This is a genomic window from Zwartia hollandica (assembly GCF_019923725.1).
GTDB lineage: Bacteria > Pseudomonadota > Gammaproteobacteria > Burkholderiales > Burkholderiaceae_B > Zwartia > Zwartia hollandica.
On the sequence record NZ_JAHXRI010000001.1, the window covers coordinates 306,617 to 331,049 of the forward strand.

At 53.8% G+C, this 24,433-nt stretch carries 24 protein-coding genes; 8 read left to right on the forward strand and 16 right to left on the reverse strand.

The annotated features are described in order from the left end of the window. Positions 1 to 115: 115 nt before the first annotated feature. The 3 genes from KZZ10_RS01450 to KZZ10_RS01460 all read right to left on the reverse strand — a co-directional run bounded on the left by KZZ10_RS01450 (position 116) and on the right by KZZ10_RS01460 (position 4,840). Positions 116 to 2,578, reverse strand: a complete 2,463-nt coding sequence (locus KZZ10_RS01450; protein WP_259659708.1) for a DNA internalization-related competence protein ComEC/Rec2 — start codon at positions 2,576 to 2,578, stop codon at positions 116 to 118. 160 nt (positions 2,579 to 2,738) lie between these two features. After that, positions 2,739 to 4,127: an ATP-binding protein gene (locus tag KZZ10_RS01455; RefSeq protein ID WP_259659709.1), complete on the reverse strand. Its 1,389-nt coding sequence runs from the start codon at positions 4,125 to 4,127 to the stop codon at positions 2,739 to 2,741. Beyond that, the gene (locus tag KZZ10_RS01460) at positions 4,127 to 4,840 is read right to left on the reverse strand and encodes a response regulator (protein ID WP_259659710.1); all 714 of its coding nucleotides are present in this window, start codon (positions 4,838 to 4,840) and stop codon (positions 4,127 to 4,129) included. The genes KZZ10_RS01455 and KZZ10_RS01460 overlap by 1 nt, the downstream gene beginning before the upstream one ends. A gap of 206 nt (positions 4,841 to 5,046) precedes the next feature. On the opposite strand from KZZ10_RS01460, the gene KZZ10_RS01465 reads away from it, so the two are divergent. From KZZ10_RS01465 to KZZ10_RS01475, 3 genes are all read left to right on the forward strand, one after another. Continuing rightward, complete coding sequence (locus KZZ10_RS01465; RefSeq protein ID WP_259659711.1) at positions 5,047 to 5,508, forward strand: hypothetical protein; 462 nt, start codon at positions 5,047 to 5,049, stop codon at positions 5,506 to 5,508. Positions 5,509 to 5,606: 98 nt separating this feature from the next. Further along, a complete protein-coding gene (gene metC, locus KZZ10_RS01470; RefSeq protein WP_259659712.1) occupies positions 5,607 to 6,773 on the forward strand; it encodes a cystathionine beta-lyase in 1,167 nt (388 codons plus the stop codon). A 51-nt stretch (positions 6,774 to 6,824) separates the two neighbouring features. Continuing rightward, positions 6,825 to 7,838, forward strand: a complete 1,014-nt coding sequence (locus KZZ10_RS01475) for a Bug family tripartite tricarboxylate transporter substrate binding protein (RefSeq protein WP_259659713.1) — start codon at positions 6,825 to 6,827, stop codon at positions 7,836 to 7,838. A 52-nt stretch (positions 7,839 to 7,890) separates the two neighbouring features. On the opposite strand, the gene KZZ10_RS01480 is transcribed toward KZZ10_RS01475, so the two are convergent. Genes KZZ10_RS01480 through KZZ10_RS01490 form a run of 3 tightly spaced genes read right to left on the reverse strand, consistent with a single transcriptional unit; the run spans position 7,891 to position 10,589 of the window. Continuing rightward, positions 7,891 to 8,691, reverse strand: a complete 801-nt coding sequence (locus tag KZZ10_RS01480) for a TatD family hydrolase (RefSeq protein ID WP_259659825.1) — start codon at positions 8,689 to 8,691, stop codon at positions 7,891 to 7,893. Next, positions 8,681 to 9,364, reverse strand: a complete 684-nt coding sequence (lolD, locus tag KZZ10_RS01485) for a lipoprotein-releasing ABC transporter ATP-binding protein LolD (protein ID WP_259659714.1) — start codon at positions 9,362 to 9,364, stop codon at positions 8,681 to 8,683. The genes KZZ10_RS01480 and lolD overlap by 11 nt, the downstream gene beginning before the upstream one ends. After that, entirely contained in the window at positions 9,357 to 10,589 is a 1,233-nt protein-coding gene (locus tag KZZ10_RS01490) for a lipoprotein-releasing ABC transporter permease subunit (protein WP_375372525.1), read from the reverse strand. The genes lolD and KZZ10_RS01490 overlap by 8 nt, the downstream gene beginning before the upstream one ends. 104 nt (positions 10,590 to 10,693) lie before the next feature. Here KZZ10_RS01490 and KZZ10_RS01495 point away from each other — a divergent pair, with 104 nt between their 5' ends. The 5 genes from KZZ10_RS01495 (at position 10,694) to lysS (ending at position 16,789) form a co-directional block, all read left to right on the forward strand. Next, positions 10,694 to 11,665, forward strand: a complete 972-nt coding sequence (locus KZZ10_RS01495) for a hypothetical protein (protein ID WP_259659716.1) — start codon at positions 10,694 to 10,696, stop codon at positions 11,663 to 11,665. Then, a complete protein-coding gene (recJ, locus tag KZZ10_RS01500; protein ID WP_259659717.1) occupies positions 11,647 to 13,356 on the forward strand; it encodes a single-stranded-DNA-specific exonuclease RecJ in 1,710 nt (569 codons plus the stop codon). Before KZZ10_RS01495 ends, recJ begins: the two co-directional genes overlap by 19 nt. A gap of 60 nt (positions 13,357 to 13,416) precedes the next feature. After that, positions 13,417 to 14,521 (forward strand): peptide chain release factor 2 gene (gene prfB, locus KZZ10_RS01505; protein ID WP_259659718.1). Its coding sequence is split into 2 segments (ribosomal slippage): positions 13,417 to 13,497 and positions 13,499 to 14,521, totalling 1,104 coding nucleotides; the frame shifts between segments, so codons are not numbered across the junction. A gap of 4 nt (positions 14,522 to 14,525) precedes the next feature. After that, positions 14,526 to 15,272: an SDR family NAD(P)-dependent oxidoreductase gene (locus tag KZZ10_RS01510; protein ID WP_259659719.1), complete on the forward strand. Its 747-nt coding sequence runs from the start codon at positions 14,526 to 14,528 to the stop codon at positions 15,270 to 15,272. Between the two features lie 2 nt (positions 15,273 to 15,274). Then, entirely contained in the window at positions 15,275 to 16,789 is a 1,515-nt protein-coding gene (gene lysS, locus KZZ10_RS01515) for a lysine--tRNA ligase (RefSeq protein ID WP_259659720.1), read from the forward strand. A 17-nt stretch (positions 16,790 to 16,806) separates the two neighbouring features. Here lysS and KZZ10_RS01520 read toward each other — a convergent pair whose 3' ends face one another. From KZZ10_RS01520 to KZZ10_RS01565, 10 genes are all read right to left on the reverse strand, one after another. Then, on the reverse strand, positions 16,807 to 17,586 hold the full coding sequence (locus KZZ10_RS01520; protein ID WP_259659721.1) for a hydroxypyruvate isomerase family protein: 780 nt from the start codon (positions 17,584 to 17,586) through the stop codon (positions 16,807 to 16,809). 14 nt (positions 17,587 to 17,600) lie between these two features. After that, positions 17,601 to 18,392 carry an HpcH/HpaI aldolase family protein gene (locus KZZ10_RS01525; protein ID WP_259659722.1) on the reverse strand — a complete coding sequence of 264 codons (792 nt, stop codon included), beginning with the start codon at positions 18,390 to 18,392 and terminating at the stop codon, positions 17,601 to 17,603. Positions 18,393 to 18,425: 33 nt separating this feature from the next. Then, positions 18,426 to 18,767 carry an ISC system 2Fe-2S type ferredoxin gene (gene fdx, locus KZZ10_RS01530; protein WP_259659723.1) on the reverse strand — a complete coding sequence of 114 codons (342 nt, stop codon included), beginning with the start codon at positions 18,765 to 18,767 and terminating at the stop codon, positions 18,426 to 18,428. Positions 18,768 to 18,821: 54 nt separating this feature from the next. Beyond that, the gene (gene hscA / locus KZZ10_RS01535) at positions 18,822 to 20,678 is read right to left on the reverse strand and encodes a Fe-S protein assembly chaperone HscA (RefSeq protein ID WP_259659724.1); all 1,857 of its coding nucleotides are present in this window, start codon (positions 20,676 to 20,678) and stop codon (positions 18,822 to 18,824) included. Then, the gene (gene hscB / locus KZZ10_RS01540) at positions 20,656 to 21,180 is read right to left on the reverse strand and encodes a Fe-S protein assembly co-chaperone HscB (protein WP_259659725.1); all 525 of its coding nucleotides are present in this window, start codon (positions 21,178 to 21,180) and stop codon (positions 20,656 to 20,658) included. Before hscB ends, hscA begins: the two co-directional genes overlap by 23 nt. 6 nt (positions 21,181 to 21,186) lie before the next feature. Then, a complete protein-coding gene (iscA, locus tag KZZ10_RS01545; RefSeq protein ID WP_259659726.1) occupies positions 21,187 to 21,510 on the reverse strand; it encodes an iron-sulfur cluster assembly protein IscA in 324 nt (107 codons plus the stop codon). Positions 21,511 to 21,512: 2 nt separating this feature from the next. After that, a complete protein-coding gene (gene iscU, locus KZZ10_RS01550; RefSeq protein ID WP_259659727.1) occupies positions 21,513 to 21,896 on the reverse strand; it encodes a Fe-S cluster assembly scaffold IscU in 384 nt (127 codons plus the stop codon). Between the two features lie 22 nt (positions 21,897 to 21,918). Then, positions 21,919 to 23,130, reverse strand: a complete 1,212-nt coding sequence (locus tag KZZ10_RS01555) for an IscS subfamily cysteine desulfurase (protein ID WP_259659728.1) — start codon at positions 23,128 to 23,130, stop codon at positions 21,919 to 21,921. Positions 23,131 to 23,154: 24 nt separating this feature from the next. Further along, on the reverse strand, positions 23,155 to 23,673 hold the full coding sequence (locus KZZ10_RS01560; RefSeq protein ID WP_259659729.1) for a Fe-S cluster assembly transcription factor: 519 nt from the start codon (positions 23,671 to 23,673) through the stop codon (positions 23,155 to 23,157). A 186-nt stretch (positions 23,674 to 23,859) separates the two neighbouring features. Then, positions 23,860 to 24,351, reverse strand: coding sequence for a low molecular weight protein-tyrosine-phosphatase (locus tag KZZ10_RS01565; RefSeq protein ID WP_259659826.1), 492 nt, complete (start codon positions 24,349 to 24,351; stop codon positions 23,860 to 23,862). Positions 24,352 to 24,433 lie beyond the last annotated feature (82 nt).

Below are 24,433 nucleotides of genomic sequence, written 5' to 3' on the forward strand. Positions count from 1 at the left end.
AGAATCTCCGTTATTGTTAGGTCATACTTATTATTGCTAGCTTGAGTTTAGCTTAGTCTAGTAAACACGTATCACAAACATGATATCCAAAAAACCAGCATTTAAAAGAAGCTCGTTATTCCTGACGGTGCCAATAACGTTGGTTTAACGCCCGTTGACTGCGAACAATTAGCGCAGGGTGCACAGACTGCACCTCGATCGCACCTTGACGATCGGAGCGCCAAAGCGTTGAGCCCACTTGTCGCCAACGCCTCTCCACCAGAGGATCCGGATGCTGAAAGCGATTCTGATAGCCAACCAGCGCGAGCGCATGCCGTGCACGGACCGCGTCAACAAACTCCGCACTTGAGGAAGTTGCCGACCCATGATGAGGCATCACGACGACATCCGCTGCGAGCGCATGTCTCTGCCACCCCACCAACGCACGTTCTTGTTGCGCTGGGAGGTCTCCGGGAAGCAAAGCGGTGTGATGTTGTCCAGAAATTTTAAGAACACAACTCTGAGCATTTGTCCGTATTTTTGACACTGCTTTGACGCCTTGCTCACCCGGAGTTAACACGTGACTTGTCTCTTTCGGATGCAAGAAAGTAAAGGTCACACCATCCCAATGCCAGGTCATCCCCGCCATACACCGCTGAATGTTTAGCGAGGCGTTTCGTCTTGAACTAGCCTCATCCATCGCTAGCACATGAGCGCGCATGCGACGACGACGCAAGCGCTCTTGCAAAAACAAGCCAACGTCAAAAGACGCATAGGTTAGCGGGATTGTAAGTTCCGCATACAGAGACTCCAACCCGCCCGTGTGATCGATATCAGCATGGGACAAGACGAGTGCATCAAGCGTTCGTACACCAAGCGCTCTGAGCACCGGAATAACGATACGTTGCCCTGCATCAGTCTGACCCATCGCTGGCCCTGCATCAAACAATAGATGATGTTGTGCTGTACTAATTAATATTGCAGTGCCTTGGCCAACATCCAATGCCAGAAGACTCCAATCACCTGAAGCGGGTCGCTGCGGTTGCCACGCAAGCGCGGGGAGCATAAACACCCACCCCGTCCAGCGCACAGGGGTTCCACGCGGCATTAAGGCCCATGCGGCGCCCACCAAGGCCACAAATAGCCAGGTCATCGGCATCGCTGACACGCTAACCGCACCCCACGGCGCTTGCGACAGCCAGGTAATGGGGATCAAGACCGCCTGGAGCGCTGCATGACCACACCAGGCAAACCAAGAGGTGAGAGAGTCAATACCTGGAAAGACCGAGAACAATGCAAGCAATAGTGCCAAGGGCGTAACGACGAACGTCACCACCGGAATTGCCAACGCATTGGCAAGGGGTGAACTGAGCGACACTTGTTGAAACAAAAATGCTAAGGGCGGTGTCATCGCAACCGTAATTAGCCACTGTAAGCGCGTCGCCTGACTCATTGCGCTCCACACGCGCTGCTGCAAGCTCTCAGACCGATTACTTGCGCGCACTCCGTGCGCGGCGCTAAACAGCACAGCAACCGCTCCAAAAGAGAGCCAAAACCCAGTCGCAAGTGGTGCCCACGGATCGATCACCACCAACACACCTGCGGCAAAACACAACACTCCCGACATCGAGACTGGCAATCTGAGTGAAAGTGCAGCACCAACTACGAGCAGCATAAAAAATGTCCGTCTTGCTGGCACACCCCAACCCGCAAGCAAGCAGTAGCAAAAGGCGACTGCGACTGAGGCCATTGCAGCTAACACGCGTGCAGGTATCCATTCGCACAGGGCCCTGCGTTGCCAGCGCACCCGGCGACTTAACCAAAACATCACAAGGCCACCCATTGCCGCAATCATCGTCACGTGCGAACCTGAAATGGATACAAGGTGTGTGATACCCGTCAGGTTGAAAACACGCCAATGCCTCTGATCAACGCTATCTTGATCCCCAATCGCCAGTGCGATCAGTACCGCACCGTAGCGCTTATTTTCTAAGTGCCGGCGCATGCACGTACGCAACGCTTGACGCACCCTGCCCACAACAACCACTAGGCTGGCCCACGATTCGTCCCTCTGCCAGATCGGAGCGCCACGCACGCGACCGAGCGCGCGCACATTACGGGCAAACGCGTGACCTTCATAATCAAAACCGTGCGGATTAGAGAAACCTCGAGGTGCACGCAAAATGAGTGCGGCACGCCACACCTGCCCTGGCATAAGTTCCCGCTCTTGAGGCTGAGGCGTAGATCGCCAAACAACTTCAAGATGACGTGGAACACCCAACGGCACTGGATCGAGAACTTGTGCATCAAATCGAAAACTATCGGACTGGTCTCGCACCATAGATTCAATACGGAAGGCGACACGCGTAACCACATTCTCCAGGGCGGGATCGAGCCGGTCCTGCAGCCGAAGGTCAGCGCGCCACACCACCCACATCAGCATGACCAACCCTGCAACAAGTAGGACCAGCAGTCGCTCGCAACCTCGCCGCCATTTAGCACCCCGGATTCTTGTGCCCGATCGCATACGATCGAAGCGTCGCAACGTGCAAAAAAACGCTAGCAGTGCCACTAAAGCGCCAGTCACCTGACTTAGCATTGCCCAATCCGGCAACACTGCTAGTGTCAATGCGAACGAACTGACGAACACGCACAATAAGCCAAGAGCCCTTCCCATTACCCCGCCGCGCAAAGCACAAAATAGTGCAAGCGATCGAGAAGTAATTCAAGCCCTAGTGGATCGACCTAGCAAGGTAGCTCTACGAGGATGCTCGAGGTAGGCGCAATGTAAGCCTCAAGCCCCGGTGCTCAGTATTTTCTGCATGCAAGCTGCCACCATGCAGCACGGCGATACTGCGCGCAATGCTCAACCCGAGGCCTGTTCCACCAGTATCTCGACTACGCGAACCCTCGACACGATAAAACGGCTCAAACAACATGGCGAGCTCGTTCGCAGCCACGCCAGCACCCTCGTCCTCAATCACGATCTGTAGCATCTGCCCTGAGTCGGTTATCTGTACATGAGCGACTTCACCGTACTTCACCGCATTTTCAATCAAGTTCGCAAGACAGCGTTTAAGCGACTGGGGCCGGCATAATAGTTCGCTGTGAGCCTGACCATCGATATGAACGACATGCCCTAACTCCCCACTGTCAGTTTGGAGCAACTTCAACAGCAAGTTGATATCCGTTGTCTGCAGAGGCTCACCATCCTGCACACCACGCATATAGTCAAGCGTACCACTGACCATCGCTTCAAGCTCTGCAAGGTCTTGTTTGAATTTAGCTTGCGTGACCTCGTGCTCAAGTAGCTCAGCACGCAGCCGCATGCGGGTGATGGGCGTTTTTAAGTCATGCGACATAGCGGTCAGTATGCGGGTGCGGTCACTCAGATACTTCGACAAGCGCGCCTGCATCTCGTTGAGTGCACGGGCGGCGCTGACAACTTCAGTAGGGCCTTTTTCCGGAAGCGGCGCACGATCAATGTTTTCACCCAGCCGCTCGGCAGCTTGGGCAAAGTCCTTTAATGGACGCGTGACCCAACGCACACCAAACCAAGCAAGTGCGATAACCGCCATCAAGAGCACTAACGCGCTGACGAGAGCGCGATATGGCCAAGACATTGTTTGCGGCTCCAGCGTCGAATCGACGCTTAGCCAAACACCGTCTTGCAATCTGATATGCGCAACGAGCACTGGGGAACCGCCACGACCTTCAGTGCGAACGCGGTGTGCTCCATGTTCTAGCGCGGGCGCGCCCCGCGGCATAGCGGATGTGCGCGCACGGATATTGACCCACACCTCTCTGTCACTTCCCAGTTTATGTCGCAACATCGACAGAAACACAGTTTCTTGTGCGCTAGGATCAAGCATCTCGCGCTTTACCTGAACTGCGCTTGCCTGCAGACTGATCTTTAATTGCGGAGAGCGGAGCACCCGAATAATACGGTCACGCTCTGACGCATCGCTGGAATCCAGCAACTGTAGGATATCAACCACCCGCATAACCGACTGCATACCACTGGCGCGGGCGAGAAACTCACCCCGATCTTGCAATAGGATGCTTAAGCTCACAAGTTGCGCAAGGATGAGTCCGCCTACAAACACAATCACCAAGCGGCCGGACAAGGAGCGAGGCAGCCAGCGCATCAGTGCTCAACCGTCACTTCACAAGCCAGCACATATCCTTGCCCACGAGCTGTCTTGATGAGGGAGGGTTCCTTGGGATTATCCAGAAGCCGGCGTCGAAGACGGCTCACTTGGAGATCAATACTGCGATCGAAGGGATCCGCCTCTCTGGACTGTGTCAGATCAATAAGTTGATCACGCGTTAAAACACGATTCGGGTGCTCTAGAAAAATACGTAATAGGCGAAATTCCGTACCACTCAGCAGGAACCGCGAGCGGTCAGGACCAATCAGATCGCGCGTGATCACCTCAAGCGTCCAGCCCGCAAAATGAATCACTCGCGCCTCATCTGGGCGAAGATTTGGCGGTAATGCCCGTGCACGGCGAAGGACACTCTTAATGCGAGCGACAAGCTCGCGCGGGTTAAATGGCTTGGCAAGATAGTCGTCTGCCCCCATCTCCAGCCCCACAATTCGATCGATTTCTTCTCCGCGGGCGGTCAGCATCAATATCGGAACATCTGACTGACTGCGCAGTTCACGGCATAGCGTCAGACCATCCTCACCCGGCAGCATTAAGTCAAGCACAATCAGATCTGGCATGGCATGCGAAACTGCCGTGCGCATAGCTCGACCATCTGCAGCGACAGACACGCGATATCCTTGCTTTTGGAGATATTCGCTCAGTAGCTCTCGGATATCTCGGTCATCATCTACGACTAGTATGTGATCCATAATGCCATCATGCCTTTGAAGCCCGACTCTGACCAGCTTCTTTTCCGAAAAATTGTATTGCAATGTGTCAAAGTACGAATTTCGACCTTAGCGTTACAAATCGCCGCTTGTCTGACATAAAAAAATCGTACGTGACTGATTGAATACGTCTTGTCCGCAGCACACAATTTGCTGAGACATTTCTTTCACTTCAATAGGAACGCAACATGAACACACCACGTAAATTCGCAGCTCGCCTGATGGCCACCGTTGGTTTTGGCCTGGTGATGGTAACCGCCCAAGCACAAACTAGCCCACCTCCAGCTGCAACACCCGCTCCAACTGCTACTCAACCGCAGTGCCAAGGAAAAGGCCATGGCGACAAGGGGCACCGAATGGGAATGGGCCAAGGGATGGGGCAAGGCATGGGCTCAGGGATGCAGGGAGAAGGCGGCAAAAAGGCTCAGTCATGTGATGGCGAAAGACATGCTGCGATCCGAGAGCTCATGACCGAGCAGGAGCGCCAAGCGATGAAAGAAAAAATGCGTGCAGCGAAGTCGCCCGAGGAGCGCAAACAACTCATGGCTGAAAACCGCGCTGAGATAGAGAAGCGTGCTAAAGAAAAAGGTATCACCTTGCCCGCACCACGCTCAGGTCAACATGGCCGAGGTAATAACCAGTCGGGTTAACACCGACTGTCAGGGCGTTGCGTTTCTTTAGGCGCGACGTCCGTGGTGATCCTCTTCGTGATAAGGTTTAAGCATCTTCTATTAAGGGATGTTTAAGCATGTCTGAATCAACCAAGCGCAGTACACGGCTGCTGCGAGCTGGACGAAACCATACGGGTTGGGTCAATGCCCCCGTTTCAAGGGCGAGCACCTACGTGTTTGATACGGTCCAAGACTGGCGTGACACCCGCAAGCGCCGAGAAACTGAACGACTGCCGTCCTATGGCGCGCGCGGGACTGACTCGACGTATGCGCTTGAAGATGCATTGGTCGAACTCGAAGATGGCCATCGTGGCTTTCTATTCCCCACAGGTCAAGCTGCGATCGCGGTGACACTCTTAGCGTTTTTAAAGCCGGGTGATCATATTTTGCTGAGCGATGCTTCGTACGAACCAGTCAGGAACTTCTGCAAGCATCAACTCGCCGACCTTGGAATCAGCCATACTTTCTACCCGCCGGACGGCAACGGTATCGAGGCCTTGATTCAACCAAATACAAAGGTCTTGTATGTCGAATGCCCAGGCACAATCACCTACGATATGCTTGATCTGCCGCGTATTTCCGAGATTGCAAAGAAATCTAACTTATGGGTGATCGCCGACAACACATGGGGGTCAGGCTGGCTGTACCAGCCACTCGCACTCGGCGCAGACGTCTCTATTACGGCTATTACAAAATATATCGGAGGTCACTCTGATTTGATGATGGGGGCCTCCGTCGCCAACGAGCGCGCTTGGCCTGCATTACAAAAAGCGACCTATGGCTTTGGACAGACCGTCGGAGCAGATGACGCCTTCATGGCACTGCGCGGTGTGCGCTCGATGCCGATACGATTACACGCCCACGCTGCAAGCGCTCTGCTGGTAGCGCAATGGCTTGAGTCTCGGTCCGAAATAGCGCATGTGTTTTGCCCAGCACTCCCTAATGATCCTGGTCATGCGCTTTGGAAAAAACATTGTCACGGCACGAATGGCCTCATATCGTTTGAATTACAAAAGCGGTATTCCCAAACCCAGGCAGAAGGTGTCATCGATGCACTCGCGTTATTTGGTTTGGGTGCCTCATGGGGCGGCTTTGAAAGCTTGGTCATTCCAACGGACCTCGCAGGAACGCGTGTCTTGACGGATTGGAGTCAGCGCGGAGCTGTGATTCGCTTGCATATCGGACTCGAAGACATCGAGGACCTGATTGCTGACCTGAATCAAGCCTTGAACACGCTGTCATAACCACACCCAACCGATCCCCAACAATTGATTTCATTTACAAAAGGATGTCTCATGAATTTAAGTAACACATCACGCAACTCTACCCGAGCTGCGAGTGCTGCGCTGTTTGCCACAGTCGTGCTTAGCTCAGTTCTGAGCTCCGCTCAGACACTTCAACCCTTGGCAGACTTCCCCAAGCAATCGATTACCATTGTCTCTCCCTTCCCACCGGGCGGAGGTAACGACAAGATATCCCGCCTGTTGGCTGCCGAACTTGCAACCATTGTGGGCCAAGCCGTCGTCGTTGAGAATCGGGGCGGTGCGGGTGGCAACCTTGGGACCACATCGGCCGCCAAAGCGAAGCCGGATGGCTACACCATTCTTACTTCACAGACAAGCATCATCGGCGTGAACCCTGCGCTTTACCCAAACGCAGGCTTCGTGCCCCAAAAGGACTTTGAACCCCTTTCACAGTTGACGAGCGCACCGGTTGTATTTGTAGTTCGTGCAGACAGCCCCTACAAATCGATGAAAGACTACATCGCAGACGCACGCGCACGCCCTGATGTCGTGAACTTCGCCACACCCGGTAATGGCACGCTCTCGCATTTAACAACTGCGCGTCTAGCCACGCAAGAAAATATCAAACTTACCCACATCCCATATAAAGGCGCGGGCCCTGCTACGACAGACCTACTGGGTGGACAAATCGCTATGCTTGTCACCTCACCCTCCTCAGTTGAAGGCTTAGTGTCCTCAGGAAAACTGCGTGTTCTCGCAGCCACGAATGACAATTTGTTGGGCGTCTTCAAAGGAACACCGACACTAGAGAGTCTGGGCATCAAAAACATGAATGTCGCAGACTGGTATGGCGTGTTTGTACCTAAAGGAACGCCGGCTGATCGTATTGCGTATCTCGAACAAGCCGTGCGCAAAGCGATGTCCACAGCGGACATGAAAACCAAGGTAAATCAAAGTGGGTCGGAAGTTGTCGGTAATGCCCGAACCGATTTTATCCAAACCGTCAATAAAGAGATCGCCGACTGGGGCGCCGTCGTCAAGGCCTCTGGCGTAAAGGTCGACTAATCCCGAACGCTAGGCAAGGACCGCCGTATCCTGAGTGCCAAACGCACGGCACTCAGAGTATTGCGTGAAGTCTTGGAATCGCACGAAAAGCAGCCTGTGCCGTTTTCGCTAGAATGTCCTCGTAAGTCTCCTGCCTTAGCTGCGCAAGCGCTTGTGCGACTCCCGCGACTTCCGCTGGCTCGTTGCGACGTGACTCAGTTAACCACGCAGGCGGAATATCTGGAGCATCAGTCTCAAGAGCGATTGACTCCAGTGGTAGTGCACACGCCAGTCTGCGAATTTGCAGTGCGCGCGTGTAGGTCATTGCGCCACCGAACCCAAGTGCAAATCCCGCAGCGACGAACTGCTCGGCCTGCTGCAAGCTGCCATTAAACGCATGTGCCAAACCACCGCGAACAGCATGGCGCCTAAGATATTTGAGAAGCACGTCTTGCGAGCGCCTGACATGTAAAATGACAGGCAAATCAAACTCGATGGCGAGCTTTAATTGCTCCACGTAAAAGCGCTCTTGTTTTGCTCGCTGCTCGCCCGCAGAAATTTCGGCCACGAAAAAGTCTAAGCCAATCTCACCGACTGCAACGAGTCGAGGATCATCACGCTGCGCCTCTAGGGCGCGGCGCAGTTGCACTAACGCCTCATCTTGGACATTTTGTACGTAAAGAGGATGAATACCGAGTGCATAGGCGCCGCCCGGAATTCGCTGCGCTAATGCGCGTACCTGTTCAAAGTTAGCCGGCTCAACCGCGGGGATCAAGATGCTCTTGACACCCGAAGCGAGTGCTCGCGCGATCACTACCTCGCGATCTAAATCAAATTCACGCGCATCCAGATGGCAATGCGTATCAAGTAGCATCAACCAGTCGTCCGGCATCCATCAGCAAACGCCTGTCGGCTAGCGCCGCTAACTCTGCATCATGCGTCACAACCAAAAACGCCGTTTTGGAGTCTGCATTAACCTGTTTAAGCAGATCAAACATGCGATGTGCCGTGTGCCTATCCAAGTTGCCTGTCGGCTCATCCGCCAGAACACAGGCGGGCTGGTTAACCAACGCGCGGGCGAGCGCAACACGCTGGCGCTCGCCACCCGAGAGCTGCCCTGGGTAATGCAGAACACGGTCCTTTAAACCCACCATTTCGAGAAACCGTTGAGCTTCGGCACGCGCACTGTCCCGGTCTTGCCGTCCCACGATGCGTGGCATTGCCACATTGTCGAGCGCTGTGAATTCAGCTAGTAAGTGATGGAACTGATACACGAAACCTAAACCACGATTACGCAAACGACTGCGCTGCGCTTCAGAAAGCCCCTCGCTTGACTGTCCAGCCACCTCGATCGAACCGGAACTCGGGATGTCTAAGAGTCCAAGAATGTGCAGCAGTGTACTTTTACCAGAGCCCGAAGCGCCCACCACAGCAACCATCTCACCGGGGACAATCGACAGGTTCACCTGATTCAACACATCGATCCGCACGCCACTCTCAGCGTAATGCTTGCAAACATTCTGTGCGCGCAAGGCGTAATCAGTCATTACGAAGCACCTGAGCAGGCTGCAAGCGCGAGGCGCGCCAGCTTGGGTACAGTGTGGCGAGAAGGGACATCACCAAGGATGTCAAACCAATCGACACAACGTCATTGAGGCGGACATCGGAAGGTAGCGCACTAATAAAATAAATTTCTCTGGGTAAGAACTGCACACCCAACAAGCGCTCTATTGCGGGGACGAGTACATCAACATTCAATGCGATCAAGGTGCCGCCAATCACGCCAGTCAACGTTCCCAAAACGCCGATCATCGCTCCCTGCACCAGAAAGATCCAGGCAATAGCAACCGGTGTTGCGCCAAAACTTCTAAGAATCGCGATATCAGACTGTTTATCTTTAACCGCCATCACAAGCGAGGACAACAAGTTAAACGCCGCAACCGCCACAATTAGGGTCAAGATCAAAAACATCATTCGCTTTTCGGTCTGCACCGCAGCAAACCATGTCCGGTTATTGCGCGACCAATCTGCAACCATCACACTGCTGGGCAACAATGGCAAAAGAGACTGCGCAATCTCGGGCGCGCGGTGCATATCGTCTACACGCAAACGCACACCGGCCAGTGCACCATCGCGAAACACTTTTGCAGCATCGACAGCGTCAACAAAGGCAAGCGAGGAGTCGTACTCGAAATGCCCGGAACGGAAGGTCCCCACTACGGTGAACTGCCGCATGCGAGGCGAGAAGCCTGCGGGGCTAATATTCGCAGCCGGTGCAAGCATCATGACCGTTTGCCCCACCCGCACCTGCAACATGTCTGCCAAGTCCTGTCCGAGTACGATACCAAAAGCGCCAGGCTTGAGATCAGTCAGACGACCATCCACCATTTGGCGGCCTGCATCCGACACCTCTTTTTCAGCGACCGGATCAATGCCCCTGACCTGCACACCACGCAAGCTCTGGCCGCGCATGAGCATGCCTTGCGCCGCCACAAAGGGCGCACCTGCCAACACCGCAGGCGAGCGTTTCGCACTTGCGACAAGTGCCTGCCAACCGTCGAGGGCAGCAAGGGGATCGGAACCTGGAACAAAAATTTCAATATGCGGTAATACCGAAAGCATTCGGTCACGCACCTCTTTCTGGAAGCCGTTCATCACCGATAAGACGACGATGAGCGCCGCAACACCGAGCCCAATACCCGCCATAGAACTGGCTGCTACAAACGAAACAAAACGATCGCGCCGACCACCCCGGCCGCGCGAACTGCCCAGCCCCGCATAGCGGGCTCCAATCCAGATTTCGTAAGGTAATTTCAGCACAGTAGCATTATGGCATCAAACCCCCGCAAAGCGAGGCATCCCACTACAATGAAAACATGGAAATTCTGATCCCCGGCGGCTTAGTGCCGACCTCCGTTGCACCAGACTTAGCGCATGAACTACAAAGGCATTGTCCTGCCTTGGTTGACCTATGTGAGCATCGAACTGCTGAAGTCGTTTTACTTCCTCCTGAGCAGACTGGCTGCACGCCCGACGAGGCACTACATTTACGCAGACTTGGTTACGCCGAAGGCGTGTACCTGGGCGATAAGGAGACCCTGGGAACTAGGTTGAATTTAGGTGCTGGACTGGCTCCACTTGCCGCCAGCATTCACTCAACCAAAGAGCCAGTGTGGGTTGCACAGCTTTGCTCTATTACGATTGGGCGTGAAGGTGCGCGTATGATTGCCCCCTCTTCCCTGCGCATTGAACAGCACGAGGCCGATGTCCTCTTTGAAGCGGCAAGCGTGCTGTGGGCCGGTTCAGAAATCTCTGCCTTGGCGCTGAAAGCGGACCTTTGGCGAGTTTGGCCCGGTGAAGCCGCACAAGCACCGTCTATGAGCCCTAATGCAGTGTGCCAAATGTCATTATCTGACTGGTGGCCACAGGATCCTAGTTTTAAAGCCTGGCGTCGCCTACTCAACGAAATCCAAATGTTGTGGCATACCCATCCTGTCAACGAACAGCGCACTCAAAGGGGTCTGCCGCCAATCAATTCCCTCTGGCTGTTCGGTGGGGCGAGGGGCTGGCGGCCAGCTGCAACGATTTCGCCCGTTCACACGCTTAATGCGCTCGCTGACGCCTGCCTAGAGGGCGACTGGGCGCGATGGATTGCGCAGCTCCCTGCTTTGTCGTCCGAACTTGAGCTCGCGCTTCTTCAACGCACAGACACAACAATACAACCAACCCTTACCTTGACCGGACAACGTCACGCAGTCCGTATGAACCCCTTCATCCCGCGTTGGTGGCAGCACTTGCTTCCACGACGCAAGCAAAATTGGACCGATTGGTGGAATCTCCAAAACTAACCATTCGTCGCAGTAACGATGCTGCAGCACAACGCCTAGCCGGCTCGGGTCTACACCCCTTGCTCGCACGCTTGTGGGCCGCGCGCGGCATCACGCAAGCTGACGACATTCGCCTGGAGTGGCCTGCGATGTTGCCACCTAATACCCTGACACAAAACGAGCATGCCGCAATCCTCTTAGCCGATGCGATTACAGCGGGCAAACGTATGCTCATCGTGGCAGACTATGACTGCGACGGAGCGACCGCTTGTGCCGTAGGCTTAAGAGCCCTGCGTTCCATGGGAGCCATTGTTGACTTCTTAGTACCGAATCGCTTTGAGACCGGTTATGGCTTGTCCGAAGCCGTAGTGGACCTTGCACTGGTACACAAAGCGGGGCGCCCTGACTTACTCATAACCGTCGACAACGGGATCGCCAGCGTAGAGGGAGTAGCCGCTGCAAATCGTCACGGCCTTGGGGTGGTTGTTACCGACCATCACCTCCCGGGACAGACGCTCCCGGATGCACTCGCGATCGTCAATCCCAACCAACCGGGTTGCGACTTCCCCTCCAAAAACCTTGCGGGCGTCGGCGTCATTTTCTACTTGATGATCGCCTTACGCGCTGAACTCAGACGTCGCAATGTGTTTACCCAAGCGACTGCACCAAAACTGGAGGCGCTTGCCGATCTCGTCGCGCTTGGGACGGTAGCCGACGTTGTAAAGCTTGACTCGAACAACCGTTTACTCGTAACGAGAGGTTTAGATCGCATGCGACGCGGCCTGATGCAGCCCGGCATACGTGCACTCTTTGCGGTGAGCGCCCGCGACCCGCAGGCTGCCAGTGGTTTCGATTTAGGCTTCGCCTTGGGACCTCGCATCAATGCTGCCGGGCGTTTGGCTGATATGGGGTTGGGCATACGCTGCCTCACCACCGACGATGACATGGAAGCGCTCGAATTGGCGCGTGAACTCGACACAATTAACCGAGAGCGCCGTCAAATCGAAAGTGTGATGAAAGAGCAAGCGCTGAGCGCGACAGAGAATGTTGAAGCTGGGCAAGTGGGCGCCTCAGTCTGTGTCATGCACCCTGAGTGGCACCAAGGCGTGGTGGGACTCGTCGCCTCACGGCTCAAGGAACGATTTTTTCGTCCAACCCTTGCGTTCGCGCCGGCAGGCGATGACGAGCTCCGCGGCTCGGGACGCTCGATTCCGGATGTACACCTTCGCGATGTGCTTGATCTGGTCTCAAAGAGGCATCCAGGTCTGATCCGCAAATTTGGCGGCCATGCCATGGCAGCAGGGCTGACGCTTGGACGCGATGACTTTGAGCGCTTCGCGCCAGCCTTCGAACAGGCGGTCATTGAAATGACGGGTCGCAAAAGCTTTGAACCGGTGATCGAAACCGATGGCTCCCTTGAAACGGGCTATGCCAACGCACAGGTCGCGGGTTTACTGGCTCAAGAGGTTTGGGGCGCAGGTTTTGCAGCTCCATTATTCTTAGACGAATTTCGTATTCGAAATCAAAAACTCGTAGGTGACAAGCACCTAAAGCTCGTTTTGGAGCGAGGCTCGCAGCGCTTCGATGCGATATGGTTTGGACGCACCGATAGCCTGCCCGAGCGTATACAGGCGGCTTACCGACTAGAACAGAATGTATGGAATGGCATGGTTTCGGTCCAACTCGTCCTCGAGCATGCACAGGCGGCGTAATCCCTCTCCACGTCCGTTAAAATACAGTGTTTATTAAATCAAATAGCTGGAAATATACGCATGGAAGCCGAACGTCAGAACCAAATCGCCTCAAGACTCGCGGATTACACTGCGCGCGAGTCTGCACTTCGGGGGTATCTTTGACTTCGATGTCAAAGCCGAGCGTCTGCACGTTGTCAATGCCGAACTAGAAGATCCAAACGTCTGGAATGATCCCAAGCGTGCCCAAGATTTAGGCCGCGAAAAAAAGAGTATTGAAGACGTCGTCGTTACACTCACCGCTCTTGCACAAGCCATTGCCGACTCGCGCGAGCTCTTTGAACTCGCAGCCTCGGATAATGACGATGCAACGCTCGAGGCCATTGAAACGGATGCTGATGGCTTTCAAAGCACTCTGGAAGGCATGGAATTCCGTCGAATGTTTTCTAATCCGGCAGATCCACTGAACTGCTTCTTAGATATTCAGGCCGGTGCCGGAGGTACGGAAGCGCAAGATTGGGCCTCCATGTTGCTTAGACAGTATCTGCGCTACGCCGAACGCAAAGGATTCAAGGCAGAACTACTAGAAGAGTCAGAAGGCGAAGTGGCTGGTATCAAGTCCGCCACCATCAAAATAGAAGGCGAATACGCCTTTGGTTTTCTTCGCACCGAGAGCGGCGTCCACCGACTAGTACGCAAGAGTCCTTTCGATTCCTCAGGCGGTCGTCACACCTCGTTTGCGAGCGTCTTTGTGTACCCAGAAGTCGATGATTCGATTGAAATCGATATCAATCCTGCCGATTTACGTATCGATACCTATCGCGCCAGTGGTGCAGGCGGACAGCACATCAACAAAACCGATTCGGCAGTGCGTATCACGCACTTACCCACCAACATCGTCGTGCAGTGCCAGAACGACCGCTCGCAGCACCGTAACCGAGCAGAAGCCATGCAAATGCTGAAGTCGCGTCTCTTCGAACTTGAAATGCGCAATCGTATGGCCGAGCAACAAAAAATGGAAGATGCGAAAACGGATGTGGGCTGGGGTCACCAGATCCGCTCTTATGTACTAGATCAAAGCCGCATCAAAGACCTCCGCACGAACGTTGAGATATCGAACACGCAAAAAGTGCTCGATGGGGATCTCGATCCGTTTATCCAGGCAAGCCTCAAACAAGGAGTCTAAGCGTATGACAACGATCACTATTATTACTGGCACAACCCGCGGTCTGGGCGCATCGATGGCAGAGCAGCTCGCCACCTCGGGTGAACACCTTGTCACCCTCTCGCGCAAACCTTCTGATGCACTTGCCAACATCGCGAGTAAACATGCTTCAACACTGACGCAGCTCAATGTCGACCTAGGGGATGCGAAGGCCTTGATGCAGGCGGTAGAAGCGCTCAAACCCTTGATTTCCGGACACGACCGCGTACGTTTTATCCATAATGCTGGGATCGTGACCCCTATCGCTCAGGCCGAAAACCTGAATGACCTTGAAGTGATCAATCACGCTTTCCAAGTCAACATTACCTCGGCCATGGTGCTGACTGCCGCGATCCTTACTGCCAGCGACAAGGCCACAGACCGTCGCATTATGTTGATCTCGTCAGGTGCAGGTCGTAACGCCAGTTCGGGCTGGGGTGTTTACTGTGCGACCAAAGCAGCGATGGATCGCTATGCCGAGGCGGTAAAACTTGACGTGGGTGAGCGCGCGCGGATTACATCGATGGCACCAGGTGTGATTGATACGGATATGCAAGTGACCATCCGCAGCACGCCTAAGGAGGCGCTACCCTCGCTTGATCGCTTCCTTGGCTTTCATCAGAACAAACAACTGGGGGTCCCCGACACGATCGCAAAACGCATCTTGGCAGCCCTCGAAAGCGACACCTACGGTGCCACGATCATCGACGACATTCGTCAATACCCAGCATAATCATGACCGAAAATCAGACTCCACAGCACGACGAAAATCATCTAATCGCTGAGCGCCGCAGCAAGCTCGCCGCCATGCGCGAGCGAGGTGTTGCGTTCCCGAACGACTTCGTTCCTGCCGATCGCGCTGAGCCCTTACACAAACGCTATGGCGAACAAGATCAAGCGACGTTAGCCGCAGCAGCCCATCCAGCAAGTGTGGCCGGTCGCATGATGCTCAAGCGCGTCATGGGCAAAGCAAGTTTTGCAACGCTGCAAGACAGTACAGGCCGCATCCAGATTTACCTGGATCGCAACTCGTTGGGGGAAGAAAACTACGACGCCTTCAAACACTGGGACATCGGCGACATCATCGCAATTACCGGCCATGTGTTTAAAACAAACAAGGGCGAACTTTCGATTCATGCCGCCACAGCGCGAGTCCTCGCCAAGTCGCTCAGACCCCTGCCCGATAAGTTTCACGGCATCGCGGATCAAGAGCTGCGCTACCGCCAGCGCTACATTGATCTCATCATGACCGAGCAAACGCGCCAAACCTTTGCTGCTCGCAGCAAAGCCATCAGTGCGATCCGGCAAACCATGGTAGATGCAGGTTTTCTTGAAGTCGAGACACCGATGCTGCACGGCATTCCTGGTGGGGCTGCCGCAAAGCCGTTCATCACCCATCACAACGCACTCGACATGGAAATGTTCTTGCGCATCGCGCCAGAGCTCTACTTAAAGCGACTGGTGGTGGGAGGCTTTGAACGGGTCTTTGAAATCAACCGTAACTTCCGTAACGAGGGTGTCAGCCCACGTCACAATCCGGAATTCACGATGATGGAGTTCTACGCCGCCTATACCGACTATCAGTGGCTGATGGACTTCACAGAAAAAATTATTCGCGCAGCAGCCATGCATGCGTGCGGCACTGCAACGCTCACCTATCAGGGTCGGGAGCTTGATCTATCCAAACCGTTTCATCGCCGCACCATCGTTCAAGCCATTCTTGAACATGCACCCCAGTTTACGGAAGCGCAACTCGGCGATACAGACTTTGTACGCACTGAGCTCAAAAAACGTGGTGTGGATGTCGCGGCTCCAAACCTTGCACGTGCCGGCTTGGGTGCATTACAACTGGCGTTATTTGAAGAGACTGCTGAAGCGCAACTTTGGGAACCGACCTACATCATCGACTATCCGATTGAGGTCTCTCCCCTCGCCCGTGAATCGGACACACGCCCAGGTATCACCGAGCGTTATGAACTGTTCATAACCGGTCGCGAGATCGCAAACGGTTTTTCGGAGCTCAACGACCCGGAAGATCAGGCAGCACGTTTTCATGCACAAGTGCAAGCCAAAGACGCTGGAGACGAAGAAGCCATGTACTACGATGCCGACTATATCCGCGCCCTCGAATATGGTTTGCCACCAACCGGTGGCTGCGGGATCGGTATTGATCGCCTCGTGATGCTATTAACAGACAGTCCCAGTATTCGAGACGTAATTCTGTTCCCGCATCTGCGCAAAGAAGACTAGACCGAAAAACTAGCCTACTAAGCTGTGAGGTAGGGCTTGAGCCACTTCAAGCCCTCTTCCACTGTTGTTCTAGGCCGATATTCACAGCCAATCCAACCTGTATAGCCCAGAGCTTCAATGCGTTCAAAAACTGCGGGGTAAGCGATTTCACCCTGATCGGGCTCGTTACGCGTTGGCACTGCGGCGATTTGAATATGTCCGATATGGGGCATGTACTGCCCCAGCTTCATCAGAATATCGCCCTCGGAGACCCCAACGTGATACACATCAAACATTAGTTTGATGTTGTTACGTCCACAGGCTTCACGGATGGCATTTGAATCCGCTTGCCGCGAATAAAAGTACCCTGGCTTATCGCGTTGATTAATCGCCTCAAGCAAGAGCGTAATGCCATGCGGTGCAGCAAGATCCGCGGCCCACTGCAAATTCGCGATAAATGTTTGACGTGCAGCGGGCTCCATTTGGCTAGTCGCCAGACCCGGCATCACGTGAATCGCCGGTGCGCCACTGCCTAGACACCATTGCAACGACTGATTAAAGGCTTTCTGGAAATCCGCCTCGCGACCCGGCAGCGCACCCAAGCCAGACTCGCCAATACTCGCATCACCCACCGGCGTGTTGACTGCAAGTAAGGTTAAATTCAAGCGTTTAACGGCTGCGCGAACCTCTTCGGCAGGCGTGTCATACGGCCACTGCAACTCGATCGCTTTAAAGCCGTTTTTGGCAGCAAGCTCAATGCGCTCTAGCAGCGGCAATTGCGACCATAAGAAACCGAGGTTTGCAGAAAATCGAACCATGGGAGACGCCTTTTTCAGTAGCCTGTTTTTGATGCGGTCGGCGCTTTGGCGCCGCGTGCCGTCGCTACAGCAGCCTTCGCGGCAGCAGCCATCAGAGCGGCTTCATTACCAGGCGTCACCATCTGAAACCCTTGGCTAATACGCATCGCAGCCGCCTCACCAGAGGAGCAGAAAATACCAGCGATTTTTCCGTGTGCAATCGCACGCTCACGAATGTGTGCAACTGCTTGCACAACAACGGGATCATCAGACTCTGACTTAGGAACCGAGCCCAGCGCAAGAGCCAGGTCATTCGGTCCGATATAGATACCATCTAGACCTTCCATCGCCAGAATTTTGTCTAGGTTATCCAAGCCCGCCTGCGTTTCAATCATTCCCAAGGTCAACATTTCTTGATCCGCGTGGGGGTAATAGTCAGCACCGGCATATAACAACGCACGTGCAGGCCCAAAGGAGCGCTGACCGCGAGGTGGGTAGCGACATGAAGAGACAAAGCTCGCCGCATCATCGACCGTCGAGATCATTGGACAAATGATGCCATACGCGCCGCTATCGAGCAGCCGCATGATTTGGGCAGGATCATTCCAAGGCACACGGGCCAACGGGATCGTAGGGGTTGCAGACAACGCCTGGAACATCGGCAACGCTGCGTCAATACCAATCATGCCGTGCTGAAGATCGACGGTCACAGAATCGAATCCTGCATGTCCAATCACTTCAGCCGAGTAAGACGAAGGGATTGCGAGCCAGCCATTGATAACAGGTTGGCCAGCTGCAATCTTTTTACGAATCGTGTTTTCTCTCATGATGTCTCCGACCACATATATCAAAGGGTCATTCTAATGGTTTTCTTTGGCGTGATTAATCGTATAGCGAGGGATCTCAATCACCAAGTCGGCTTTTGCCACTTTAGCTTGGCAAGCAAGCCTAGACGTGGTTGACAAACCCCAAGCCCGATCCAACAAGTCTTCTTCGGAGTCCGTCGCCTCAGCCAGAGAGCCAAAACCCTCTCTCACCAAGACATGACAAGTCGTGCACGCACAAGACAATTCGCAAGCGTGCTCAAGCTCGATGTGATGATTCAATAAAACACGACAAATAGACTCGCCGACCGGTGCGTCATCAATGACAGAACCATTAGGACAGACATCAGGGTGAGGAAGAACTGTGATTTTTGGCATAGAGGACCCGCGCTTATTTATGTACGTACTAGGTGTAAAACGACCACGCTGATCTCACAACGCGTCGAGTGATTTTCCAGTCAGGGCTGCACGAATACTGCGGTCCATCCGCTTTGCAGCAAAATCATCGGTTGCATCTGACAATGCTTTGATCGCAAGACGAATTTGTTCTACATCGTCCTCACTCGCAGCCTGTGCTGTCGTTTGCAATTGCTGAGCAATACGCGTTTGCTCAGCGGCGCTGAGTAAATCGGCATCAGTCGCCATTGCTGCACGGACTGATTCAATCAATTGCTGTGCATCGACTTGCTGCTCTTTGAGCATGCGCATGCGCGCATCGTAATCGGCTTGTTTCAGTCCTTCGGTGAGCATACGTGCAACCTCTTCGTCGCTCAGACCATACGAAGGCTTAACCGTCACAGACGCCTCCACTCCGGAGCCTAACTCACGTGCGGTCACGCTCAGCAAGCCGTCGGCATCGACTTGAAAGGTGACCCGAATCTTCGCCGCCCCCGCCACCATGGGCGGAATCCCGCGCAATTCAAATCTAGCCAGTGATCGGCAATCGGCAACAAGGTCACGCTCGCCTTGCACGACATGCACAGCCAAGGCAGTTTGCCCATCTTTAAAAGTTGTGAATTCTTGTGCACGCGCAACAGGGATCGTACTGTTACGTGGAATGATGTGCTCCACCAAACCACCCATCGTCTCGAGCCCTAGCGTCAATGGTGTGACGTCAAGTAGCAACCAGTCTTCGCCTGGATTGCGGTTGCCCGCCAATAAATTCGCTTGTAGCGCTGCACCCAAGGCAACGACCTCATCGGGATTCAAGTCAATCAACGGCTCGGAACCAAAGAAGGCACCTACTGACTTACGTACGATGGGCATGCGCGTGGCACCGCCCACCATTACCACGCCATTGATATCCTTCACCGAAAGTGATGCATCCTTGAGTGCGAGTCGCGCACAGTCTAGTGTGCGCTCAATCAAAGATGAGGCCATCGCCTCGAACGCTTGACGCGTCAGGGACAAGGCTAGCCTAACGCCTTCAAGTGTTACGTTCACGGTGTGATCCGATCTCTCCGTCAAGCCTTCACGCAATACACGTGCAGCGCTTAACATTGCACGTCGTGATCCGGGTGACAAATCATTCAGGCAAAGCGTGCGCGTGAAGTACGCCACAATGAGCGCATCAAAATCATCGCCTCCCAGACGCGTATCACCACCCGTGGCAATCACCTCAAAGACGCCACGCGTCAAACGCAGGAGTGATAAATCAAAGGTGCCTCCGCCCAGATCGTAGACTGCGTAAACGCCCTCCGACCCATGATCCAGACCATACGCAATCGCCGCAGCTGTGGGTTCATTGAGCAACCGCAGCACATTCAGTCCGGCCAAGCGCGCAGCATCCCGAGTCGCTTGACGCTGCGCATCATCAAAATACGCTGGAACAGTAATAACTGCACCCACAAGTGAATCTCCGAGTGTGCCCTCGGCCAAGTATTTAAGCTTGTCTAAAATTCGTGCAGCAACTTCGACAGGAGATACGGTCGCATGCGCAGTCTGGATTCGAACGCTTTGTCCGTCCGCCACAAATACATAAGGAACATCAGAGGCTGCGGCGTCATCGTAGGAGCGCCCCATAAAGCGCTTGATTGAAACCAAGGTATCAAGAGGATGCGCAGCCTGCTGCGCAAGTGCATCCACCCCGACCAGCGCCCGATCAGTCGCTTCATAATAGACAGCCGACGGCACCAGCATGCGCCCCTGCTCGTCTGGCAAGACTTCTGGCACGCTACTGCGCACTGCGGCTACCAACGAGTGGGTCGTACCTAAATCGATACCAACTGCCAAACGGCGTTGATGGGGAGCAGGCGATTCGCCGGGCTCAGAGATCTGCAGTAACGCCATGTGTTTGCTTCAGTTGCGTAATGAGTTTGTCTAAAAACATCCATTCCCGAACCCGCGCCGCCGCTTGGTCAAACTGTTGTTTCTCAAACAGTTCTGTCAAAGTCTGGACGAACGCGTGACGAGTCTCATCAAATTGTTTAGTCAGCGCGATATAGTTTGCCGGATTGGGATGAGAGGCCAACTCTTCGAGTGCTTCGTGCCATTCCATTTGCTGCATCAAAAATGCGGGCGCCATCGCTGTGTTTGTCTCTACTTGCAAGTCGACACCTGATAACTCACACAGATAGCGTGCCCGAGAGAGTGGATCTTTGAGAACACGCCAAGCCTCGTTCGCTTGTGTGCTCCATTGAAGCGCCACGCGCTTCTCGGCAGCCGAGCCCGCTGCAAAACGATCAGGGTGGACTGCCGTTGCCACACGTTTCCATGCCGCTTCGAGGACCTGCGGATCTACAGAGAATGCGCGTGGCAAACCCAGTAACGTAAAATGATCCGTTGCGTTCACGACTGGTTATACGGTGAAAGATTCACCGCAACCGCAGGTGGCCTTTTCGTTCGGGTTGCGGAATTTAAAGCCCTCATTGAGTCCCTCGCGAGCATAATCAAGCTCGGTACCGTCGAGATACGACAAGCTCTTCGGATCAATAAAAACTTTAACCCCAAAGCTTTCAAATACCTGGTCTTCAGCGGCCGCTTCGTCAACGTACTCGAGCTTGTAGGCCATACCCGAACAACCTGTGGTGCGCACACCTAGGCGCAAACCAATACCGCTGCCACGTTTTTGCAGATATTTACCGATGTGATCGGCTGCCTGAGAAGTAAGTGTGACGGCCATGATTATCCCGTGTGCTTATCTTTGTAGTCTTTAACCGCAGCCTTAATCGCGTCTTCGGCCAGAATGGAACAGTGTATCTTGACTGGCGGCAACGCAAGCTCTTCGGCAATCTGTGTATTGCGAATTGTCAACGCTTCGTCCAGCGTCTTACCCTTCACCCATTCCGTGACCAACGAGCTAGAAGCGATCGCCGAGCCGCAGCCGTAGGTTTTAAAACGCGCATCTTCGATGATGCCCGCCTCGTTGACACGAATCTGCAGCTTCATCACGTCGCCACAGGCTGGTGCACCGACCATGCCAGTACCGACCTGGTCATCGCTCTTATCAAATGTCCCGACATTGCGGGGATTCTCGTAGTGATCTAAAACTTTATCGCTGTATGCCATGTTGTTTCTCCGGCAGAAAAAATCAATGTGCGGACCACTGAACTGAATTCAAATCGATGCCCTCTTTGGCCATCTCCCAAAGCGGCGACATGTCGCGCAGCTTACCAACACGCGCCTTTAACAGATTCACCGCAAAATCGATGTCTTTCTCTGTCGTAAAGCGGCCAATCGTAAAACGGATTGAGCTGTGCGCGAGTTCGTCGTTACGACCTAGGGCACGCAACACGTACGAAGGCTCAAGGCTTGCGGATGTACACGCTGAGCCGCTCGAGACCGCCAATTCTTTGATCGCCATGATCAGAGATTCGCCCTCGACATAGTTGAAACTTACGTTAAGGTTATGCGGCACGCGGTGTTCAAGATCCCCATTAAGGTAGACCTCCTCAATCTGGGACAACCCTGCCCACAAGCGATCGCGCAACATGCGGATACGCTCGTTTTCTGTTCCCATCTCCGCTTGCGCCAACGCGAAGGCCTCACCCATACCAACAATCTGGTGCGTTGCCAATGTGCCCGAACGAAAACCGCGTTCGTGTCCACCGCCGTGCATTTGAGCCTCGATACGAATCCTTGGTTTGCGACGCACGTAAAGCGCGCCGATTCCCTTAGGCCCATAGGTTTTATGTGCACAGAACGACATCAGGTCAACTTTCAGCGTCTGCAAATCAATCGCAACTTTCCCCGTCGCCTGAGCAGCATCGACGTGAAAAATAATATTTTTAGCGCGACAAATCTCGCCAAGTGTAGCGATGTCTTGGATCACACCGATTTCGTTATTCACAAACATCACCGATACCAACACTGTATCGGGACGCAACGCAGCATTGAACGCTTCAAGGCTGATCAGACCATTTTCCTGCACGTCAAGGTATGTGACCTCAAAGCCTTGACGCTCAAGTTCACGGCAAGGATCTAGGACCGCCTTGTGCTCGGTTTTAACGGTAATAATGTGCTTACCGCGCTCTGCATAAAAACCTGCAGCGCCTTTGATTGCCAAATTATTCGACTCCGTTGCGCCCGAGGTCCAAACAATCTCCCGGGGATCGGCGTTTACGAGTGATGCAACTTGCACACGCGCACGCTCGACAGCCTCTTCGGCTTCCCAACCATAGGCGTGGCTGCGCGAGGCAGGATTGCCTGCATGCTCGTACAACCAAGGAACCATCTTGTCCACCACGCGTGGATCAACAGGTGTCGTGGCCGAATAATCAAAATAAATGGGACGTGTTGACATATTTAAATCCTGAATCTGAAATCGTTAAGCAGTCACTGGTAGAGGCTGTTTCACAGCCGCTGCGCTAGAACCCACAACATTGACGCGTACGCCTGCGGCTTGGTTAGCTTCCTGCAGTTGCCGAACGCGCTGTTGGTCAACCAGATCTTGTAGTGAGACAGAGTCAAGAAAATCAACCATTTTCCTGTTTAGTGTTGACCAGAGTTCGTGTGTCATACAGATGCCAGGCTTGCCATCTGTACCGTTCGCACAGTCCGTCTTGCCACCACAGTTGGTTGCATCAATGGGCTCATCGACGGCGAAAATAATATCTGCAACGGTAATCGTGCGTCCGAGGCGAGCGAGCGTGTAGCCGCCACCTGGGCCACGCACACTCTCGACAAGCTCGTGGCGACGCAGCTTGCCAAACAATTGTTCAAGATAAGAAAGGGAGATATTCTGGCGCTGGCTGATTGCGGAAAGCGTGACTGGACCGCTTTGCTGGCGCAAGGCTAGGTCAATCATGGCGGTAACCGCAAATCGTCCTTTTGTAGTGAGCCTCATGACGGAATCCTTAAGAGAGAAACGTTGCGAATGAATTGGCTTACCCGACTAAACAACTCAAGTATAACCAATTCCCGACTAAATTACTAGGGTATGTCCTTAGGAGTTCAAGGGAAATAGCAGGATTTAAAAAAAAACCGCGCTGTCGCGCGGCTTTTTGTGTGGCTACTACCTAAACAACTACCTTTAAGCCGCCTGATACTGCGTCACGCGCTTGCGTACGAGCTCAAGCACGCCCTGACAGGCGTCTTCCAGGTAATCTAATACCTTGCCAAAGCCCTCTGGGCCACCGTAATACGGATCGGGCACCGTGGCTTCTTCGAACTCATTGGCAAAGCGCATCAGCAGCATGAGCTTGTGATGATGAGGCTTTGGGCACTGTTGCTGCAATGCAGAAAGATTTTCCCAATCCATCGCTAAAATCAAATCAAATTCACGGAAATCTTCCGCCGTAATTTGACGAGCTTCAGCATGAGCGATTTCATAGCCACGCTTTCGAGCGGCCGCCTGCGCGCGCGCATCTGGCGCTTCACCGACGTGAAAGTTATGGGTGCCGGCAGAGTCAATGCCCACGACGTCTGAGAGACCCGCGTCATTGATAAGGTGGCGAAAAACGCCTTCAGCACTGGGCGACCGGCAGATATTGCCCATGCATACGAAGAGGACTTTTGTCATGATGGTGCACATTGTGCGGGAAAACCCGTAACATGTCTAGAGTTTTTTTTCTTAATCGCCAGCAAGGTCATAAGAAACAATCATC

Excerpts from the sequence above, each read along its gene's own strand:
- metC (WP_259659712.1), top strand. The coding sequence starts at position 5,607 with ATGTCTGAATCAACCAAGCGCAGTACACGGCTGCTGCGAGCTGGACGA.
- KZZ10_RS01475 (WP_259659713.1), top strand. The coding sequence starts at position 6,825 with ATGAATTTAAGTAACACATCACGCAACTCTACCCGAGCTGCGAGTGCT.
- KZZ10_RS01465 (WP_259659711.1), top strand. The coding sequence starts at position 5,047 with ATGAACACACCACGTAAATTCGCAGCTCGCCTGATGGCCACCGTTGGT.
- KZZ10_RS01460 (WP_259659710.1), bottom strand. The coding sequence starts at position 4,840 with ATGGATCACATACTAGTCGTAGATGATGACCGAGATATCCGAGAGCTA.
- hscA (WP_259659724.1), bottom strand. The coding sequence starts at position 20,678 with ATGGCGTTACTGCAGATCTCTGAGCCCGGCGAATCGCCTGCTCCCCAT.
- lysS (WP_259659720.1), top strand. The coding sequence starts at position 15,275 with ATGACCGAAAATCAGACTCCACAGCACGACGAAAATCATCTAATCGCT.
- KZZ10_RS01495 (WP_259659716.1), top strand. The coding sequence starts at position 10,694 with ATGGAAATTCTGATCCCCGGCGGCTTAGTGCCGACCTCCGTTGCACCA.
- KZZ10_RS01525 (WP_259659722.1), bottom strand. The coding sequence starts at position 18,392 with ATGAGAGAAAACACGATTCGTAAAAAGATTGCAGCTGGCCAACCTGTT.
- KZZ10_RS01555 (WP_259659728.1), bottom strand. The coding sequence starts at position 23,130 with ATGTCAACACGTCCCATTTATTTTGATTATTCGGCCACGACACCTGTT.
- KZZ10_RS01450 (WP_259659708.1), bottom strand. The coding sequence starts at position 2,578 with ATGCTAAGTCAGGTGACTGGCGCTTTAGTGGCACTGCTAGCGTTTTTT.
- iscU (WP_259659727.1), bottom strand. The coding sequence starts at position 21,896 with ATGGCATACAGCGATAAAGTTTTAGATCACTACGAGAATCCCCGCAAT.
- KZZ10_RS01480 (WP_259659825.1), bottom strand. The coding sequence starts at position 8,691 with ATGCTACTTGATACGCATTGCCATCTGGATGCGCGTGAATTTGATTTA.
- KZZ10_RS01560 (WP_259659729.1), bottom strand. The coding sequence starts at position 23,673 with ATGAGGCTCACTACAAAAGGACGATTTGCGGTTACCGCCATGATTGAC.
- KZZ10_RS01510 (WP_259659719.1), top strand. The coding sequence starts at position 14,526 with ATGACAACGATCACTATTATTACTGGCACAACCCGCGGTCTGGGCGCA.
- iscA (WP_259659726.1), bottom strand. The coding sequence starts at position 21,510 with ATGGCCGTCACACTTACTTCTCAGGCAGCCGATCACATCGGTAAATAT.
- lolD (WP_259659714.1), bottom strand. The coding sequence starts at position 9,364 with ATGACTGATTACGCCTTGCGCGCACAGAATGTTTGCAAGCATTACGCT.
- KZZ10_RS01520 (WP_259659721.1), bottom strand. The coding sequence starts at position 17,586 with ATGGTTCGATTTTCTGCAAACCTCGGTTTCTTATGGTCGCAATTGCCG.
- KZZ10_RS01455 (WP_259659709.1), bottom strand. The coding sequence starts at position 4,127 with ATGCGCTGGCTGCCTCGCTCCTTGTCCGGCCGCTTGGTGATTGTGTTT.
- fdx (WP_259659723.1), bottom strand. The coding sequence starts at position 18,767 with ATGCCAAAAATCACAGTTCTTCCTCACCCTGATGTCTGTCCTAATGGT.